16 protein-coding genes are annotated in these 16,553 nt (G+C 73.2%); 12 read left to right on the forward strand and 4 right to left on the reverse strand.

Annotated elements, in window-relative coordinates; genetic code table 11:
• Nucleotides 1–69: 69 nt before the first annotated feature.
• Together MQV74_RS29050 and rpmB are read right to left on the reverse strand one after the other, a co-directional pair.
• Nucleotides 70–3,120 carry a BTAD domain-containing putative transcriptional regulator gene (locus MQV74_RS29050; RefSeq protein ID WP_242724153.1) on the reverse strand — a complete coding sequence of 1,017 codons (3,051 nt, stop codon included), beginning with the start codon at nt 3,118–3,120 and terminating at the stop codon, nt 70–72.
• Nucleotides 3,121–3,289: 169 nt separating this feature from the next.
• Nucleotides 3,290–3,475 (reverse strand): 50S ribosomal protein L28, encoded by a 186-nt coding sequence (gene rpmB / locus MQV74_RS29055; protein ID WP_030195073.1) that lies wholly within the window; start codon nt 3,473–3,475, stop codon nt 3,290–3,292.
• A gap of 258 nt (nt 3,476–3,733) precedes the next feature.
• Between rpmB and MQV74_RS29060 the strand changes: the two genes are divergently transcribed.
• The 9 genes from MQV74_RS29060 (at nt 3,734) to mutM (ending at nt 13,082) form a co-directional block, all read left to right on the forward strand.
• Nucleotides 3,734–5,470, forward strand: a complete 1,737-nt coding sequence (locus MQV74_RS29060) for a DAK2 domain-containing protein (RefSeq protein ID WP_242724160.1) — start codon at nt 3,734–3,736, stop codon at nt 5,468–5,470.
• A gap of 116 nt (nt 5,471–5,586) precedes the next feature.
• Nucleotides 5,587–7,806: an ATP-dependent DNA helicase RecG gene (gene recG, locus MQV74_RS29065; protein ID WP_242724165.1), complete on the forward strand. Its 2,220-nt coding sequence runs from the start codon at nt 5,587–5,589 to the stop codon at nt 7,804–7,806.
• 156 nt (nt 7,807–7,962) lie between these two features.
• Nucleotides 7,963–8,556, forward strand: a complete 594-nt coding sequence (gene rsmD / locus MQV74_RS29070) for a 16S rRNA (guanine(966)-N(2))-methyltransferase RsmD (protein WP_242724173.1) — start codon at nt 7,963–7,965, stop codon at nt 8,554–8,556.
• A gap of 26 nt (nt 8,557–8,582) precedes the next feature.
• Complete coding sequence (gene coaD, locus MQV74_RS29075) at nt 8,583–9,062, forward strand: pantetheine-phosphate adenylyltransferase (protein ID WP_212767913.1); 480 nt, start codon at nt 8,583–8,585, stop codon at nt 9,060–9,062.
• Nucleotides 9,063–9,122: 60 nt separating this feature from the next.
• Entirely contained in the window at nt 9,123–10,232 is a 1,110-nt protein-coding gene (locus MQV74_RS29080; protein ID WP_242724175.1) for a cell division initiation protein, read from the forward strand.
• A gap of 150 nt (nt 10,233–10,382) precedes the next feature.
• Nucleotides 10,383–11,072 (forward strand): YceD family protein, encoded by a 690-nt coding sequence (locus MQV74_RS29085; RefSeq protein WP_242724178.1) that lies wholly within the window; start codon nt 10,383–10,385, stop codon nt 11,070–11,072.
• A gap of 2 nt (nt 11,073–11,074) precedes the next feature.
• Nucleotides 11,075–11,248, forward strand: a complete 174-nt coding sequence (gene rpmF, locus MQV74_RS29090) for a 50S ribosomal protein L32 (protein WP_030676011.1) — start codon at nt 11,075–11,077, stop codon at nt 11,246–11,248.
• A 7-nt stretch (nt 11,249–11,255) separates the two neighbouring features.
• Nucleotides 11,256–12,083 (forward strand): ribonuclease III, encoded by an 828-nt coding sequence (gene rnc / locus MQV74_RS29095; RefSeq protein WP_242724188.1) that lies wholly within the window; start codon nt 11,256–11,258, stop codon nt 12,081–12,083.
• A 132-nt stretch (nt 12,084–12,215) separates the two neighbouring features.
• Nucleotides 12,216–13,082: a bifunctional DNA-formamidopyrimidine glycosylase/DNA-(apurinic or apyrimidinic site) lyase gene (mutM, locus tag MQV74_RS29100; protein WP_242724189.1), complete on the forward strand. Its 867-nt coding sequence runs from the start codon at nt 12,216–12,218 to the stop codon at nt 13,080–13,082.
• Here the strand turns inward: mutM and MQV74_RS29105 are convergent.
• Nucleotides 13,049–13,462 carry a winged helix-turn-helix transcriptional regulator gene (locus MQV74_RS29105; RefSeq protein WP_242724191.1) on the reverse strand — a complete coding sequence of 138 codons (414 nt, stop codon included), beginning with the start codon at nt 13,460–13,462 and terminating at the stop codon, nt 13,049–13,051. The genes mutM and MQV74_RS29105 overlap by 34 nt on opposite strands.
• Nucleotides 13,463–13,594: 132 nt before the next feature.
• On the opposite strand from MQV74_RS29105, the gene MQV74_RS29110 reads away from it, so the two are divergent.
• A complete protein-coding gene (locus tag MQV74_RS29110) occupies nt 13,595–14,185 on the forward strand; it encodes a flavodoxin family protein (RefSeq protein WP_242724194.1) in 591 nt (196 codons plus the stop codon).
• Nucleotides 14,186–14,252: 67 nt separating this feature from the next.
• Here MQV74_RS29110 and MQV74_RS29115 read toward each other — a convergent pair whose 3' ends face one another.
• Nucleotides 14,253–15,266 carry a CAP domain-containing protein gene (locus MQV74_RS29115; protein WP_242724197.1) on the reverse strand — a complete coding sequence of 338 codons (1,014 nt, stop codon included), beginning with the start codon at nt 15,264–15,266 and terminating at the stop codon, nt 14,253–14,255.
• A 160-nt stretch (nt 15,267–15,426) separates the two neighbouring features.
• Between MQV74_RS29115 and MQV74_RS29120 the strand changes: the two genes are divergently transcribed.
• A complete protein-coding gene (locus tag MQV74_RS29120) occupies nt 15,427–15,708 on the forward strand; it encodes an acylphosphatase (protein WP_242724198.1) in 282 nt (93 codons plus the stop codon).
• A gap of 394 nt (nt 15,709–16,102) precedes the next feature.
• Nucleotides 16,103–16,306 carry a hypothetical protein gene (locus MQV74_RS29125; RefSeq protein ID WP_242724201.1) on the forward strand — a complete coding sequence of 68 codons (204 nt, stop codon included), beginning with the start codon at nt 16,103–16,105 and terminating at the stop codon, nt 16,304–16,306.
• Nucleotides 16,307–16,553: the final 247 nt, after the last annotated feature.

Genomic DNA, 16,553 nt, shown 5'->3' on the forward strand with positions numbered 1-16,553 from the left:
GACGGGGGCTTACCAGGAGCTTGCCGTGGCTGACCGCCTCATCCCGGACCACTGGCCCGGGGCGGGCGGTTACCTCGTCAGCGCCGCAGTCGGCTCCCGCCGCCCCAGCTCGAAGGCCTTCTCGTACGTCTCCGGGGACAGCCGTGCCCGCACTTCGCGCTCTACGGGGGTCACGTCGGGGTCGCCCGCGATCAGCGTGCCCCGCACACCGGCGGCCGCGCCCAGGAGCCGGGCTGCCTCCTCGGGGCCCGCCGCGGTGACCGCAAGCGCCTCGGCGACGTCGGCCCGCTCGTCGAAGCCGGTTCCGGCGCTGCCCAGGGCGAGGACGCGGGCCCGCTCGAACCACTCGGCGGCCTCGTCCGCACGGGACTCGGCGAGCGCGGCGCGGCCGAGGCCGACGAGGATCCGTGCCGCCTCGGCCGCGCTGAACCAGTTCGCGGCGCACGCCTCCAGAGCCTCTTCGTAGAGCTCACGCGCGCGCGTGAGCTCACCGCGCAGCCGGGCCACGTCCCCCAGGCCCCGCAGTGAGGCCGCCACCTTGTCGCGCACCCCGGCGGCGCCGGCGAGGTCCCCGGAGAGCCGGAAGTGCTCGGCGGCCTCCTCCAGGGCGCCGTCGTGCAGCAGGACCGTGGCGCGCTGGCGCAGCATGTCGGCGGTCTCCTCCGGGGCCGCGAGCTCCCGTACGTGGACGAGCCCTTCGTCGAGCAGGGCGAGGGCGCGCTCCCGCTCGCCGCGCCAGTCGGCGTACATCGCCAGTGGGTCCAGGCAGTTGGCCATGCCCCAGCGGTCACCGGTGTCCCGGAAGGCCGCGAGAGCCCGCGCGAAGGCGGCCTCCGAGGCGCCGAGGCGGCCCGCCAACTGCTTCTGGAAGCCGCGCCCGAAGTCCAGCAGGGCCCGCCCCCAGGGGTGCGGGCCGAGCTGCGCCCGGACCCGGTCCTCCGCCGCCCGCCGCGGCCCGCCCGCGAGCGACCAGAGCACGATCAGGAAGGGCCGCCGCAGCGGCTCCCGCAGCGAGGCCAGGATGTCGTCCACGCGCGCGAGGCGCTCCGGTTCCGCCGGGTCCGCACCCTCGCCCGTGAGCGTGTCGAGCAGGCACAGGGCGTACTCCTCCGCCAGTCCGTCCGGTACGACGTCACCCACGGCCGCGAGCAGCCGCGCCGCCGGCGGCACCCGCTGCCCGTACGGCCCGCGCAGCCGCCAGTACCAGGACAGGGCGGCCGTCAGCCGAAGGCCCGCGCGCGGATCGGTACGCACGAGGTGGCGCAGCGCGGCTTCGAGGTTGCCGTGGTCCGCGGCGAGGCGGTCCAGCCACACCACCTGCTCCCCGCCGTGCAGGCGCGGCGCGCCCTCCTCCGCGAACCGCAGGAAGTACGCGGCGTGCGCGGCCCGCAGCGCCTCCTCCTCGCCCGCTTCGGCGAGCCGCCGGGCGCAGTACGCGCGGATGGTCTCCAGCATCCGGTACCGCCCGCCGGTCGCCTCGATGAACGACTTCTCCGTCAGGGAGGCCAGCGGGTCCTCGGAGTGGGGCACCCCGCACACCGCGTCGACCGCGTCGAGCGTCGCCCCGGCCGGGAACACCGTCAGACGCCGCGCGAGCTGCCGCTCCTCGTCGTCCAGCAGCTCCCAGCTCCACTCGACGACCGCGTGCAGCGTCCGGTGCCGCGGCGCCTTCGTGCGGTCCCCGCGCGACAGGAGCCGGAACCGGTCGTCCAGGCGCGCGGCCAGCTCGTCGAGCGTGAGGGTGCGCAGCCGGGCCGCGGCCAGCTCGATGGCGAGCGGCAGCCCGTCGAGGGCGGCGCAGACGGAGTCGATCAGGCCGGCCCGCGGGTGCCCCTGGCCGGGCGCGGCCGGTGCGAAGTCCGGGCGTACGGCGGCGGCCCGTTCCAGGAACAGCCGGGCCGCGGGTCCGGCGGCCAGCGGCGGCACCTGGCACAGCGCCTCGCCGGTGATCCCGAGGGCCTCCTGGCTCGTGGCCAGGACCCGCACGCCCGGGCAGGCGCCGAGCAGCAGCCCGACGGCGCGGGCGGCGTCGTCGACCACGTGCTCGCAGTTGTCCAGGACCAGCAGCAGCTCGCGGCCCTCCAGGGCGGCCACGAGCCGCTCCATCGCGTCGCCCCCGCGCGCGTGGAAGCCGTCGCGCACCCCGAGGGCGCCGAGCGTGGCGCACGTCACCCGCGACCCGTCGGCGAGCGGGGCCAGCTCCACGAAACACACGCTGTCGGGCCCGGCGTCCTCGCGCTCCCGGGCGGCCTCCACCGCGAGCCGCGTCTTGCCCGCGCCGCCCGGTCCGGTGAGCGTCACCAGGCGGGACCCCGCGAGCAGATCGCGGATGCGGGCCAGTTCCCCGGCGCGGCCCACGAGCGGCGTCAGCTGCGCCGGGACGCTCGGCCGCCGCGACGGCTCCGCGCCCCGCAGCAGCTCCCGGTGGAGCGCGGCGAGGTCCGCCGACGGATCGGCGCCCAGCTCCCGCGCGAGGACGCCGCGCGCCTCCTCGAAGACCGCGAGCGCCTCGGCCGCCCTGCCGTCCGCGGACAGGGCCCGCATCAGCTGCCCGTACAGCCGCTCGCTCAGCGGCCGGTCCGCGAGCAGCTCCCGCAGCTCCGGTACGAGGCCGGGGCCGCCGCCGGTCGCCAGGTCGGCGTCGATCCGGTCCTGTACGGCGGCCAGCCGCAGCTCTTCCAGGCGCGTACCGGATGCGTGTGCGCCGGGCAGGTCGGTGAGCGCCGAGCCCCGCCACAGACCGAGGGCCTCGCGCAGCAGCGCGGCGGCCCGCGCGGGATCCCCGGCGGCCAGGGCGTCGCGGCCCACGCGCGCGAGGCGCTCGAAGCGGTGGGCGTCGACGTCGTCGGGGTCGACCAGGAGCCGGTAGCCGCCGGCGCCCGCCCGGATGTCCACGCCCAGCCGCTTGCGGAGTCGCGACACCTGGGACTGGAGGGCGTTCGCGGCGCCGGAGGGCGGCCGCTCGCCGTACAGGCCGTCGGTCAGGCGCTCCACCGACACGGTGTGGCCCGTGTCCAGGAGGAGCAGGGTGAGCAGGGCCCTGGGACGCGGGCCGCCGGGGTCGACGGGGTCGCCGTCGGGGGTGCGGGCGTCGAGGGGGCCGAGGATGCCGAACCGCATAGGCGGGATTTTGGCAGGCGGCGGAGGGCCAGGAGGGCGCGGGGCGACAGGACGTGGGCGGAGGGTACGGGCGCACGTACGCACAGTGGTGGTGCGGGCACGCGAAAAAGCCGGCCCCCGAGGGGACCGGCCTTCCGGTAACCGGCCAGGTGGCCGCGCAGAACTAGCGTCAGCGCGAGACCTTGCCGGCCTTGATGCACGAGGTGCAGGCATTGAGCCGCTTCGGCGTCCCGCCGACCACGGCACGCACGCGCTGGATGTTCGGGTTCCAGCGACGGGGCGTACGGCGGTGCGAGTGCGAGATGTTGTTGCCGAAGCCCGGCCCCTTGCCGCAGACGTCGCAGTTGGCAGCCACGGGTCACTCCAAAGACTTCAGATGCACTTACGGTTAAACCCGGCATGCCGGGATCAGAGCGAATGATCTGGGTGGCGGTGCCAGGGGAATGTCCCGATGTGTATCGGGCAACCGGAGCAGCATACAACGACTGCTTCGGTACAACGAAACTACCATGTCTCGCCCGGGGCCCGCCCCGCGCTCCCCTCCCGCACCGGGTCTACGCTGCGTCTCATCCCGCCGAACCGGCCGTTCCGGACGCTCTCCAGGAGGCGACAGTTGCCGCAGAACCTCGACGCGGTCGCGATCCGCGCCTGGAGCGCACTGGCTCTGGACGCGCTGGGGCAGGCCCGCGAGGAGATCGACGCGATCAACGTCTATCCGGTCGCGGACGCGGACACCGGGACCAACCTCTACTTGACCATGGAGTCGGCGACCCGGGCGGTCGACGCCGTCTTCACGGGCCTGGAGCCCGCCGGGCCCACCCGGGCCGAGGCCGTGCGCGCACTGGCGCACGGGGCCCTGATCGGGGCCCGCGGCAACTCGGGCACGATCCTCGCGCAGCTGCTGCGGGGCATGGCGCAGGTGCTGGCCGACGACGAGAGCGCGCCGGGCCCCACGGGTGACGCACCTCACGCGGACGGGGAGCGCCTGGCGCTGGCACTGCGGCGCGCGGCCCAGTCCGCGTACGAGGCGGTCGCCCACCCCGTGGAGGGGACGGTTTTGACGGTCGCCAGGGCGGCGGCGGAGGCGGCCGGGGCCGGGCGGCCTGCGGACGACTGCGGCGCGGTGGCCCGCGCGGCCTACGACGGCGCCCGCGCGGCCCTGGCCGCGACGCCGGACCAGCTGGCGGTGCTCGGCCGCGCGGGCGTCGTGGACGCCGGGGGCCGGGGGCTCGTGGCGGTGCTCGGAGCCCTCGTCGGGGCCCTGTCGGGGGAGCGCGTGGGCGCCCGGAACCCGGCCGCCTGGAACACCTGGACCTCCGCCAACGGCGGGCCGCGCACGGACGGCCACGCGCGCGTAGAGGGCGTAGACAAGGGCACGGCTTCTCCGGCCGCCGCCGAGTGCGCCGAAGGCGTCGGCTCCGGCGCCGGTCCCGCCTTCGAGGTGATCTACCTCCTGGAGGCGGACGACGACGCCGTCGCCCGGCTCCGGACGCGGCTCGACGCGCTCGGCGACTCCCTCGTCGTTGTCGGCGGCGACGGGCTGTGGAACGTCCACGTGCACGTGGACGACGCGGGCGCGGCCGTCGAGGCGGGGGTCGAGGCGGGCAGGCCGTACCGCATCCGCATCACGCACTTCGGCCTCGGTGACGCCCACGCCGTCCGTGCCGCGCAGCCGCCGCGCGAGCGTGCCCAGCGCGGCATCGTGGCCGTCGTCCGCGGCCAGGGCCTGGGAGGCCTGTACGCGGAGGCGGGCGCGACCACCGTGCCCGCGCGCGCGGGGGAGCCGCCCGCGAGCGGCGAGCTGGTCCAGGCGGTCCGCCGCGCCCACGCGCGCGAGGTGGTGCTGCTGCCCAACGACGCCGAGCTGCGGCACACCGCGGCGGCGGCCGCCGAACAGGCCCGCTCCGAAGGCGTGCGCGTCGCCCTGATCCCGACCCGCTCCCCGGTGCAGGGCATCGCGGCGCTCGCCGTGCACGAGCCGGACCGGCGCTTCGACGAGGACGTCGTCGCGATGACGGCGGCGGCCGGTGCCACCCGGTACGCGGAACTGGCCGTCGCCGAGCGCCAGTCGTGGACGACCGCGGGCATCTGCCAGGCCGGGGATGTCCTCGGCCTCATCGACGGCGACGTCGCGGTCATCGGGGCGGAGGTCCCGGCCACGGCCGAGGTCGTCCTCGACCGGATGCTGGCGGCGGGCGGCGAGATGGTCACGCTGGTCCTGGGCGAGGAGGTCCCGGACGACGTGGCCGAGCGCCTCCAGAAGCACGTGCGCGACGGCCACCTGGCCGTGGACACGGTCCTGTACCGGGGCGGCCCGCAGTCGGCCCTCCTCCTCATCGGCGTGGAGTAGCCCCGGGGCCCCGCCGATGAGGGGCTCGGGGCCGCCCCACGGCGATGAGGGGCTCGGGGCCGACCGGGGCCCGGGTTTGCGGGCCCGGCCCCGGAATGTCAGTGGCGTGGTGTGCAATGGATCTCGTGCACGCGCTCCAAGAACCGCTGAAGAACGCCCTCGGCCAAGCCACCGCCAAGGTCATGGCCGAGCACCTCGACCTGCACACGGTGGGCGACCTCCTGCACCACTACCCCCGCCGCTACGCCGAGCGGGGCGAGCTCACCCGCCTCTCCGACCTCCCGCTGGACGAGCACGTCACGGTCGTGGCCCAGGTGGCGAGCGCCCGCGTCCTGAAGTTCAACGCGGGGCGCGGCCAGCGCCTGGAGGTGACGATCACGGACGGCAGCGGCCAGCTCCAGCTGGTCTTCTTCGGCCGTGGCATCCACAAGCCGCACAAGGACCTGCTCCCCGGCACGCGCGCGATGTTCGCGGGCAAGGTCTCCGTCTTCAACCACAAGATGCAGCTCGCCCACCCCGCGTACGAGCTGCTGCGGGCCGACGGCGAGTCCGCCGCCGAGGCGGTGGACTCCTGGGCGGGCGCGCTCATCCCGATCTACCCGGCCACCGCGAAGCTGGAGTCGTGGAAGATCGCCAAGTCGATCGACGCGGTGCTGCCGAGCGCCCGGGAGGCCCTGGACCCGCTGCCGCCGGCCCTGCGCGAGGGCCGCGGCCTCATCCCGCTCCCCGAGGCCCTCCTCAAGATCCACCGCCCGCACGCGAAGGCGGACGTCGCGACGGCCCGCGACCGCCTGAAGTGGGACGAGGCCTTCGTCCTCCAGGTCGCCCTGGCCCGCCGCCGCTTCGCGGACTCCCAGCTGCCCGCCGTCGCCCGCACCCCCCGCCCTGACGGCCTCCTGGACGCCTTCGACGCCAAGCTCCCCTTCGAGCTCACGGACGGCCAGCGCCGCGTCACCACCGAGATCTTCACCGACCTCGCCACGGAACACCCGATGCACCGCCTCCTTCAAGGAGAGGTCGGTTCGGGGAAGACGATGGTCGCCCTGCGCGCCATGCTCGCCGTCGTGGACGCCGGGGGACAGGCCGCGATGCTCGCGCCGACGGAGGTGCTCGCGCAGCAGCACCACCGGTCGGTCACCGAGATGCTGGGGGAGCTGGCCGAGGGCGGCATGCTCGGGGGCTGTGAGCACGCCACCAAGGTCACGCTGCTCACCGGGTCGATGGGCGCGGCCGCGCGGCGGCAGGCGCTGCTCGACCTCGTCACCGGCGAGGCCGGGATCGTCATCGGGACGCACGCGCTGATCGAGGACAAGGTGCAGTTCCACGACCTGGGCCTGGTCGTGGTCGACGAGCAGCACCGCTTCGGCGTGGAGCAGCGCGACGCCCTGCGCGGCAAGGGCAAGCAGCCCCCGCACCTGCTGGTGATGACGGCCACGCCCATCCCGCGCACGGTCGCGATGACGGTCTTCGGCGACCTGGAGACCTCCGTGCTCGACCAGCTGCCCGCCGGGCGCTCGCCGATCTCCAGCCATGTCGTCCCGGCGCAGGACAAGCCGCACTTCCTCGCCCGTGCGTGGGAGCGCGTCCGCGAGGAGGTGGAGAACGGCCACCAGGCGTACGTGGTCTGCCCCCGCATCGGCGACGACGAGGACGAGAAGGAAGCGGGCGCGAAGAAGGGCAAGAAGAAGTCCGCGGAGGACGAGGCGGCGGAGGCCGAGAAGAGGCCGCCGCTCGCCGTCCTCGACGTGGCGGAGCAGCTCGCCCGCGGCCCGTTGCAGGGCCTGCGGGTCGAGGTCCTGCACGGCCGCATGCAGCCCGACGACAAGGACGCGGTGATGCGCCGCTTCGCCGCGGGCGAGACCCACGTCCTGGTCGCCACCACGGTGATCGAGGTGGGGGTGAACGTGCCGAACGCGACGGCGATGGTGATCATGGACGCCGACCGCTTCGGCGTCTCCCAGCTGCACCAGCTCCGCGGCCGCGTCGGCCGGGGCTCCGCCCCCGGCCTGTGCCTGCTCGTCACCGACATGCCGGAGGCCGCCCCGGCCCGCGCCCGGCTGAACGCGGTGGCGGCGACCCTGGACGGCTTCGAGCTCTCCCGCATCGACCTGGAGCAGCGCCGGGAGGGCGACGTGCTCGGCCAGGCGCAGTCCGGCGTCCGGTCGTCGCTGCGGATGCTCGCCGTCATCGACGACGAGGAGATCATCGCGGCGGCCCGCGAGGAGGCGACCGCCGTGGTCTCCCGCGACCCCGACCTGGAGCACCTGCCCGAGCTCCGCATGACCCTCGACGCCCTCCTGGACGAGAAGCGCGAGCAGTACCTCGACAAGGGGTGACGCGCCGATACGACCTATCGTGAAGGCAGGCCCCACCCCGGGGCCCCCGGACAGGGCCCGCCCCGGGCTCCGCCGCGGAGCCCGCCAGCGGCTCCGGGGCCCGCTCCCGGGCCCCGCCCCGGGCTCCCCTCGCAGCCGAAGGACGCAGAGACCCAGATGACCCGCGTGATCGCCGGTACGGCCGGCGGGCGCCGCCTTTCCGTTCCGCCGGGCAACGGCACCCGGCCCACGTCGGACCGCGCCCGCGAAGGCCTGTTCTCGACCTGGCAGGCCCTCCTGGGCACGCTCGACGGCACCCGCGTCCTCGACCTCTACGCGGGCTCCGGCGCCGTCGGCCTGGAGGCGCTGTCCCGGGGCTCCGCGCACGCCCTGCTCGTCGAGACCGACGCCCGCGCGGTGCGCACGATCCGGGAGAACGTCCGGGCGATCGGCCTGCCCGGCGCCGACGTCCGAGCAGGCAAAGCCGCTCAAGTCATCCGGGAAAGCACCCCTACCGCCCCCTATGACCTGGTGTTCCTCGACCCCCCCTACGCCGTGGGAGATGACGATCTCCGGGAGATCCTGCTCACACTCCGCTCGGGAAGCTGGCTCGCGGACGACGCGCTCGTCACCGTTGAACGCAGTACGAGAGGCGGAGTCTTCGACTGGCCGGACGGCTTCGAGGGGCTGAGGTCCCGTCGCTACGGCGAAGGCACGTTTTGGTACGGTCGCGCCGCCTCTACGTGCGACGAACAAGAAATCGCGCCATGACCCGACCGGAGAGCGAGGGACTTCCGTTGCGCCGCGCCGTCTGTCCGGGGTCGTTCGACCCCATCACCAATGGACACCTGGACATCATCGCCCGCGCCTCCAAGCTGTACGACGTCGTGCACGTCGCGGTGATGATCAATATGTCGAAGAAGGGCCTCTTCGAGATCGAGGAGCGCATCGACCTGATCCGTCAGGTCACCCGCGAGTTCGGCAACGTGGAAGTGGAGTCGTTCCACGGCCTGTTGGTGGACTTCTGCAAGGAGCGTGACATCCCGGCCATCGTCAAGGGCCTGCGCGCGGTCAGCGACTTCGACTACGAGCTGCAGATGGCCCAGATGAACAACGGCCTCTCCGGCGTCGAGACGCTGTTCGTGCCCACCAACCCGGCCTACAGCTTCCTCTCCTCCTCGCTCGTCAAGGAGGTCGCGTCCTGGGGCGGGGACATCGCGCACCTCGTTCCCCCGGTCGTGCTCGAAGCCCTCAACAAGCGCCTCGCCAAGGGCTGATCAGCGGCTACAGTCGTCCCGTCCGTCTCCCATCAAGCTGTAGAGAGTGGCGAGCCCGCGGTGGACGTGCAGAAGAAGATCGACGAGATCGCCGAGGCGGTCGGCAGCGCCAAGTCCATGCCCATGTCGGCCTCCTGCGTGGTCAACCGCGCGCAGCTCCTGTCGTTGCTGGAGGAGGTGCGCCAGGCCCTGCCGGGCTCCCTCGCCCAGGCCCAGGAGCTGATCGGCGGCCGCGAGCAGCTCGTCGAGCGGGCCCGGCAGGAGGCGGACCGGATCATCGAGTCCGCGCACGCGGAGCGCGGCTCGCTGATCTCCGACACGGAGGTCGCGCGCCGCTCCCAGGGCGAGGCCGACCGCATCGTCACCGAGGCCCGCCGGGACGCCGAGGAAATCCGCGCCGAGGCCGACGACTACGTGGACTCCAAGCTCGCCAACTTCGAGGTCGTCCTCACCAAGACCCTCGGCTCCGTCGGCCGCGGCCGCGAGAAGCTGCTCGGCACGGGCCCCGGCCTGGACGAGCACGGCTTCGCGGACGAGGACGCCCCCGAGCGCAGCCACGACCCGGAGACGCTGCGCCGCGACGCCGACGCGTACGTGGACGCCAAGCTCGGCGCCTTCGAGGCGGTCCTCGCCAAGACCCTGGAGGCCGTCGGCCGGGGCCGCCAGAAGCTCCAGGGCCGCGCCCCCGCCGACGAGCTGAGCGAGCTCGGCGCGCACGCCGACGCCGAGCGCGCCGGGCGCACGGGCCACACCTCCGACGCCGACTACCTCGCGGACCTCGCCGAGACCCCCGAGCCCCCGCGCACAGGGAGCGCACCGGCGGCCTCGGGCGCCCCTTCCGCACCCCGCGTCCCCGCCCAGGAGCCGTACGCCCCGCCGCGCCCCGACCACCAGCCCGATCCGTACGCGTACGACCAGCAGGGTCAGTACGGTCGCCAGGACCAGTACGGCGGGCAGGACCCGTACGCCTACCAGCAGCCGTACGGCCAGCAGGATCCGTACGGCTATCCGCAGGACCCGTACGCGTACCAGCGGCAGGAGTACGCCCCGCAGCAGGCGCAGGGCTACGGCCAGCAGGGCCAGGCCCCCGCGGTGCTCGACGAGACCAGCCTCTTCGACACCACCATGATCAGCGCGGAGCAGCTGCGCCAGTACGAGCAGGGGCGCTAGGGCCCGTCGCGCCCGGGTCCGGCCGGTTCGCCGGGGCCGGATTGGGCCGAGAGCGAATGGTCCAGTATCCTGGCTCTTCGGTCGCGCTATGTCCGCGATCAGCGCTGCCCGCTCAGGCCTCGGTTCCGAGGCGTCCGCGTGGTGGCCCCCTTGCCCCATCCCTGGATCTCGAAAGCAGGAAAAGCCCTGAGTACGCGCCTCGACCACCGCAACCCCCTCGTGTTCGACACGCACGAGCTGGGTCGGCGTCCCGGTGCCATGCAGCGGCTGACCCGCACCATCGACGCTCCCGGTGCTCCGGCGCCGTTCGGTGTCGAGGGTGTCGTCGGAGTGCCCGAGGGCGCTCCGGTGGAGCTGGAGATCCGCCTGGAGTCGGTCATGGAAGGGGTGCTTGTCACAGGCACCGCCCGTGCATCGGCCAAGGGGGAGTGCGTAAGGTGTCTGGAGCCGCTCGAGCTGGAGCTCGACGCGGACTTCCAGGAGATGTTCTCGTACCCTGACGCCGACGACCGGGGCCGCGCAGCGGAACCGGCCGACGACGCCGAGGAAGACGAGGACAGGCTCTTCATCGAGGACGGCATGTTCGACCTCGAGCCCGTGCTGCGTGATGCGGTGGTGCTCGCACTGCCGATGCAGCCGGTGTGCCAGGAAGACTGTGAGGGTCTGTGCTCCGCATGCGGAGCGCGGCTCACGGACGACCCGGACCACCACCACGATGCCGTCGACATCCGTTGGGCGGCACTGCAGGGACTCGCCGATTCCATCAAGGGCGGCGAGAAGGACGAGATGAGCGGCGGCGCGCCTCGATCAGCGCACGCCGACGAGAAGCAGGAGAAGTAGCCGTGGCTGTTCCGAAGCGGAAGATGTCGCGCAGCAACACGCGCCACCGCCGGTCGCAGTGGAAGGCTGCGGTCACCCCCCTGGTTTCGTGTGAGCGTTGCCAGGAGCCGAAGCAGCAGCACATCGCGTGCCCGAGCTGCGGCACCTACAACAAGCGCCAGGTCCTCGAGGTCTGAGCGGCTGGTGAGAGGCGCTGTGTCTAGCCCTAAGAAGGCGGAAGACGCCAAGATGGCAGACAGCAACAACGCGGCCTCGTCCCACACGCTTCTGGAAGGGCGGCTCGGGTACCGACTCGAGTCCGCCCTTCTGGTGCGCGCGCTGACCCACCGCTCGTACGCGTACGAGAACGGCGGTCTGCCGACGAACGAGCGTCTGGAGTTCCTCGGGGACTCCGTGCTCGGCCTCGTCGTCACGGACACGCTGTACCGCACCCACCCCGACCTGCCCGAAGGCCAGCTGGCCAAGTTGCGGGCCGCGGTGGTCAACTCGCGTGCGCTTGCGGAGGTGGGCCGCGGGCTCGACCTGGGCTCCTTCATCCGGCTCGGCCGGGGCGAAGAGGGCACGGGCGGCCGGGACAAGGCCTCCATCCTCGCCGACACCCTGGAAGCGGTGATCGGCGCGGTCTATCTGGATCAGGGCCTCGACGCGGCGAGCGAGCTGGTGCACCGGCTCTTCGACCCGCTGATCGAGAAGTCCTCGAACCTCGGAGCCGGCCTGGACTGGAAGACCAGCCTCCAGGAGCTCACCGCGATGGAGAGCCTCGGCGTGCCCGAGTACCTCGTCTCGGAGAGCGGACCGGATCACGAGAAGACCTTCACTGCTGCCGCCCGCGTCGGAGGCGTCTCGTACGGCACCGGCACCGGCCGCAGCAAGAAGGAAGCGGAGCAGCAGGCCGCGGAATCCGCGTGGCGTGCGATCCGCTCGGCCGCGGACGAGCGTGCCAAGGCCGCCGAGAGCGGCAAGCCGGACGAGGACGACGGCTCGTCGTCCCCGGGCGCCGCGACCGCCTGACCACAGGCTCAGCGCACCCCCGCAGGACTCGGTCCCGCGGGGGTGCGCTCTGTCGTGGGATCCCGCGGCGGCGGCCCCGCGCCCGCGCGGTACGCTGCCAAAACCATCAGCGCGTCCCACCCGAGGAGAGCCGTGCCCGAGCTGCCCGAGGTAGAGGTCGTGCGGCGGGGCCTCGCGCGCTGGGTGGCGCACCGGACCGTCGCCGACGTAGAGGTGCTGCACCCGCGTGCCGTCCGGCGGCACATCGCGGGCGCTGACGACTTCGCGCACCGCCTGAAGGGGCAGCGCATCGGCGCCCCGAGCCGCCGGGGCAAATATCTCTGGCTCCCCGTCGAGGACACCGGCAGTGCCGTCCTCGCGCATCTGGGCATGAGCGGGCAGCTGCTCGTGAAGACCCGGGAGGCCCCGGACGAGAAGCACTTGAGGATCCGGGTCCGCTTCGCCGACGACGTGGGCACGGAGCTGCGCTTCGTCGACCAGCGCACCTTCGGCGGCCTCTCGCTGCACGACACCGCCCCGGACGGGCTGCCCGACGTCATCGCGCACATCGCCCGCGACCCGCTGGACGAGCAGTTCGACGCCGACGTCTTCCACGAGGCGCTGCGCCGCAGCCGTACGACCATCAAGCGCGCGCTCCTGAACCAGTCGCTGATCAGCGGCGTCGGCAACATCTACGCGGACGAGGCGCTCTGGCGCGCCAGGCTGCACTACGAGCGCCCCACCGCCACCTTCACCCGCCCGCGCACGTGGGAACTCCTCGGCCACGTACGGGACGTGATGAACGCGGCGCTCGCCGTCGGCGGCACCAGCTTCGACAGCCTCTATGTGAACGTGAACGGGGAGTCGGGGTACTTCGACCGGTCCCTGGACGCCTACGGCCGCGAGGGCGAGCCGTGCCGCCGGTGCGGCACGCTCATGCGCCGACGGCCGTGGATGAACCGCTCCAGCTACTTCTGCCCGCGCTGTCAGCGTCCGCCCAGGCCGTCGCGGCTGTCATAGGCCCGCTGGGCCTCGCCGACGGCGTCCTGGGCGCCCTCCACGAAGTGGATGAGCGCGAGCAGGCGCTCGGAAATCTGCCGTCCGAGCGGGGTGAGCCGGTAGTCCACGCGCGGCGGGTTGGTGGGCTGTGCCTCGCGGTGCACCAGGCCGTCCCGCTCCAGGGCGTGCAGCGTCTGCGACAGCATCTTCTCGCTCACGCCGTCGACGCGGCGGCGCAGTTCGTTGAACCGGAACGTGCTGTCGTGCAGCGCGCCGAGCGTCAGCGCGCCCCAGCGTCCCGTCACGTGTTCGAGCGTGGTCCGCGAGGGACAGTTCCGGGCGAACACGTCGTACGCCAGATCCGGATCGGAGGCCTTCTCGGCGGGTGCGGTGGAGTCCATACCACAAGCGTACTCGGATGCAGCGCTTGCCAGAAGATTGCGCTAACTAGAAGTTAGTGCTTTCCTTGGTGCAGCGGTGAGCACCTGGGTGCCGCCGTCGTCCCCGAACGCACCCACCCGAGGAGCACCCCCATGACCAGCCCCGTCGTCGCCATCGCCTACCACTCCGGCTTCGGCCACACCGCTGTCGTCGCCGAGGCCGTGCGCGCCGGTGCCGCCGACGCCGGTGCCACCGTGCACCTGATCAAGGTCGACGAGATCACCGAGGCCCAGTGGGAGCTCCTGGACGCCGCCGACGCGATCGTCTTCGGCTCGCCCACCTACATGGGCACCGCGTCGGGCGCCTTCCACGTCTTCGCGGAGGCCTCCTCCAAGCGCTGGTTCACCCGCGCCTGGCAGGACAAGATCGCCGCGGGCTTCACCAACTCGGCGTCCAAGAGCGGTGACAAGCTGCACACGCTCCAGTACTTCCAGACGCTCGCCGCGCAGCAGGGCATGCACTGGGTGAACCTCGGCCTGTTCCCGGGCTGGAACTCCTCCACGGGCTCCGAGAACGACCTCAACCGCCTCGGCTTCTTCTCGGGCGCCGCCGCCCAGACGAACTCGGACGAGGGCCCGGAGGCCGTGCACAAGGCGGACATCGCCACGGCCGAGCACCTCGGCCGCCGCGTCACGGAGACCACGCGCGCCTTCGTCGCGGGCCGCGCGGCCGTCGCGGCCTGAGCCTCCGCCCGTCAGGGCCTCCGCCCGCCCGGGGCACAGCGGCCCGGGCCACGAGGGGCGCGGGTGCTCAGAAGCCGAAGTCCTGCGTCCACCACGGGCCGCCCGGCGCGAAGTGCGCGCCGACGCCGAGGGTCTTGTAGTCGCAGTTGAGGATGTTCGCCCGGTGGCCCGGGCTGTTCATCCAGGCGTCCATCACGGCCTGGGCGTCGGCCTGGCCGCGGGCGATGTTCTCCCCGCCGAGGTCCTTGATCCCGGCCTTCTCGGCGCGGTCCCACGGGGTCGCGCCGTCCGGGTCGGTGTGCGCGAAGAAGCCGCGCTCGGCCATGTCCGCGCTGAACCCCTCGGCCAGCGCGGCCAGCCTGCCGTCCGCGCTCACGGGGCGGCAGCCCACCTTGGCGCGCTCCTCGTTGACCAGCGCGAGCACCTGGGCCTCGGCGGAGCTGTCCCCGGTGGACGGCTCGGGCCGGGGTGCGGGCGGGGTGGGCTTCGGCTCGTCGGCGCGCGGCGGGGCGGGCTTCTTCGTCTTCTCGTCCGGGGCCTCGTCGCGGTCGGCCCGGTCGGTGTCGCCGCGCTCCTCGCCCCTGGACGGCTCGGCCGTGGGCTTCTGCGACGGCTTCGCGGACGGCTTGTCGCTGGTCGGCGCGGGCGTCGGGGCCGGGGCCTCGGCGCGGCCCGTGCCGGGCGTCGGCGTCGGGCCGCGCTCGGCGGCGCCGGAGTCGCCGCCCTGCGGGTCCAGGCCGGAGGGGGAGCTGGCGGAGCTCATGGCGCCCGCGCCGTCGCTCCCGCCGAAGGTGTAGGTGTCCCCGCCGGGCAGCAGCCCCGAGGCGACCGCGACGGCACCCATGGCGACGGCGGCGGAGACCCCGAGGAGCCCGGTGCGCACCGGCGTGGCCGCGCGGGCCTTGCGGCGGCGCGAGCGCGGCCGGGGCCCGGTGCCCGAGGTGGCGTCGGGGCCGGGGGTGTGGAACGGCCCCACCGGGGTATCGGGGGAAGCAGGGCTTTCGGTGAAGTCGGACGGGTTCGCGTGATCGGCGCGGCCGGTGGCGGCGCGGCCGGCGGCGGAGCGTCGGTGGCGTCCCATGTCTGGCCTTTCGTCGAGACGCCCGGTCATGTGCCCCGGCGTCGTCCTGACGGTCCACGTGACTCGCCCGTACGGGTGAGGCGCGTCGAGTCGCGACTGTACGCGATGGCACAAGGGGGCGAAGTGCTCCCTGTGCAATTGGCCGGTTAGCGTGCACCTCATGAACGAAGAAGTCCGGCTCACCGCCTGGGTGCGCGGCCGTGTGCAAGGCGTGGGATTCCGCTGGTTCACGCGGGCCAGGGCCCTGGAGATCGGCGGCCTGAGTGGTTTTGCTCTCAATCTCGACGACGGCCGCGTACAAGTGGTCGCCGAGGGCTCCCGCGCCGGGTGCGAGGCGCTCCTGGACTGGCTCGAGAGGGGCGACACTCCCGGCCGGGTCGACGGTGTGACTGAGATCTGGGACACGCCGCGGGGCGGTTACGACTCGTTCGCGATTCGCTGACGCCGCGCCCTGGGGGAGCCGGCGCACGCCGGTCCTGCTGGGGGCGCGACGGCCCCCTGGGGCAAAAAAGGCCTGGTGATTGCCAACGAGCCCTTGCCGTGACAGGCTCCGCGGGTAAGGATGATCTCCACACCCCCAGGGCCCCGAAGGAGAGGCGCCGCAGCGGATTCGACCGCCGTGTGCCCCCGGGATGCCCGTCAATACGGGGTGTGATCGTGTTGACCGTCAAACTTTTTGGTGAGACGCTGGAAGCCCCGCGCATCCTCGCTGTTTGGCATGTGAGAACGGCCAAGTAAGACCCAGCAAGAACAGAAGAGTGCCAGGCACCGCGGGTGCGATTCCCTCACGACCCACACCGATTCGGTCGGTCACTCAGTGTGGAGGACCATCCATCATGGCAAAGGCGCTTCTCGGTTACGTCGGCGGCAGCGACCCGCGACTTCTCGCCGAGATGCGACGGCTCCAGCAGCGCGTCCAGGACCTGGAATCCGAGCTGGTCAGGATTCAGGCGGAGAACGACGCGCTGACGGTCGCCGCTTCTCACGAATCGCTCCTGGAGAGCATCGACGTACCCCAGGCGGAGCCTGCGCTCACCTGACCCACGCCACCCCGGGCCCGGCACCTCGTGCGTCCCCGTGACGTACTCCCGCGCATCGCCACGCACGCGGGAATGCCGGAGCGGCCGCGCGCCCGGTGCGACGTGGTCTAGATGCCCGTATCAACCGCTTGACCCAAGAGCTCTGCTTCAAGAGATCTGCAAGGGACGCTTCGGCGTCCCTTCTTCTTTTGTCGTCCGCCGTGTCGTACTGGGCGCGCCGTGCGTGCGGGGGACCGGGAGCGGGACG

Origin of the sequence: Streptomyces sp. AN091965 (assembly GCF_022698285.1) — a bacterium.
GTDB lineage: Bacteria > Actinomycetota > Actinomycetes > Streptomycetales > Streptomycetaceae > Streptomyces.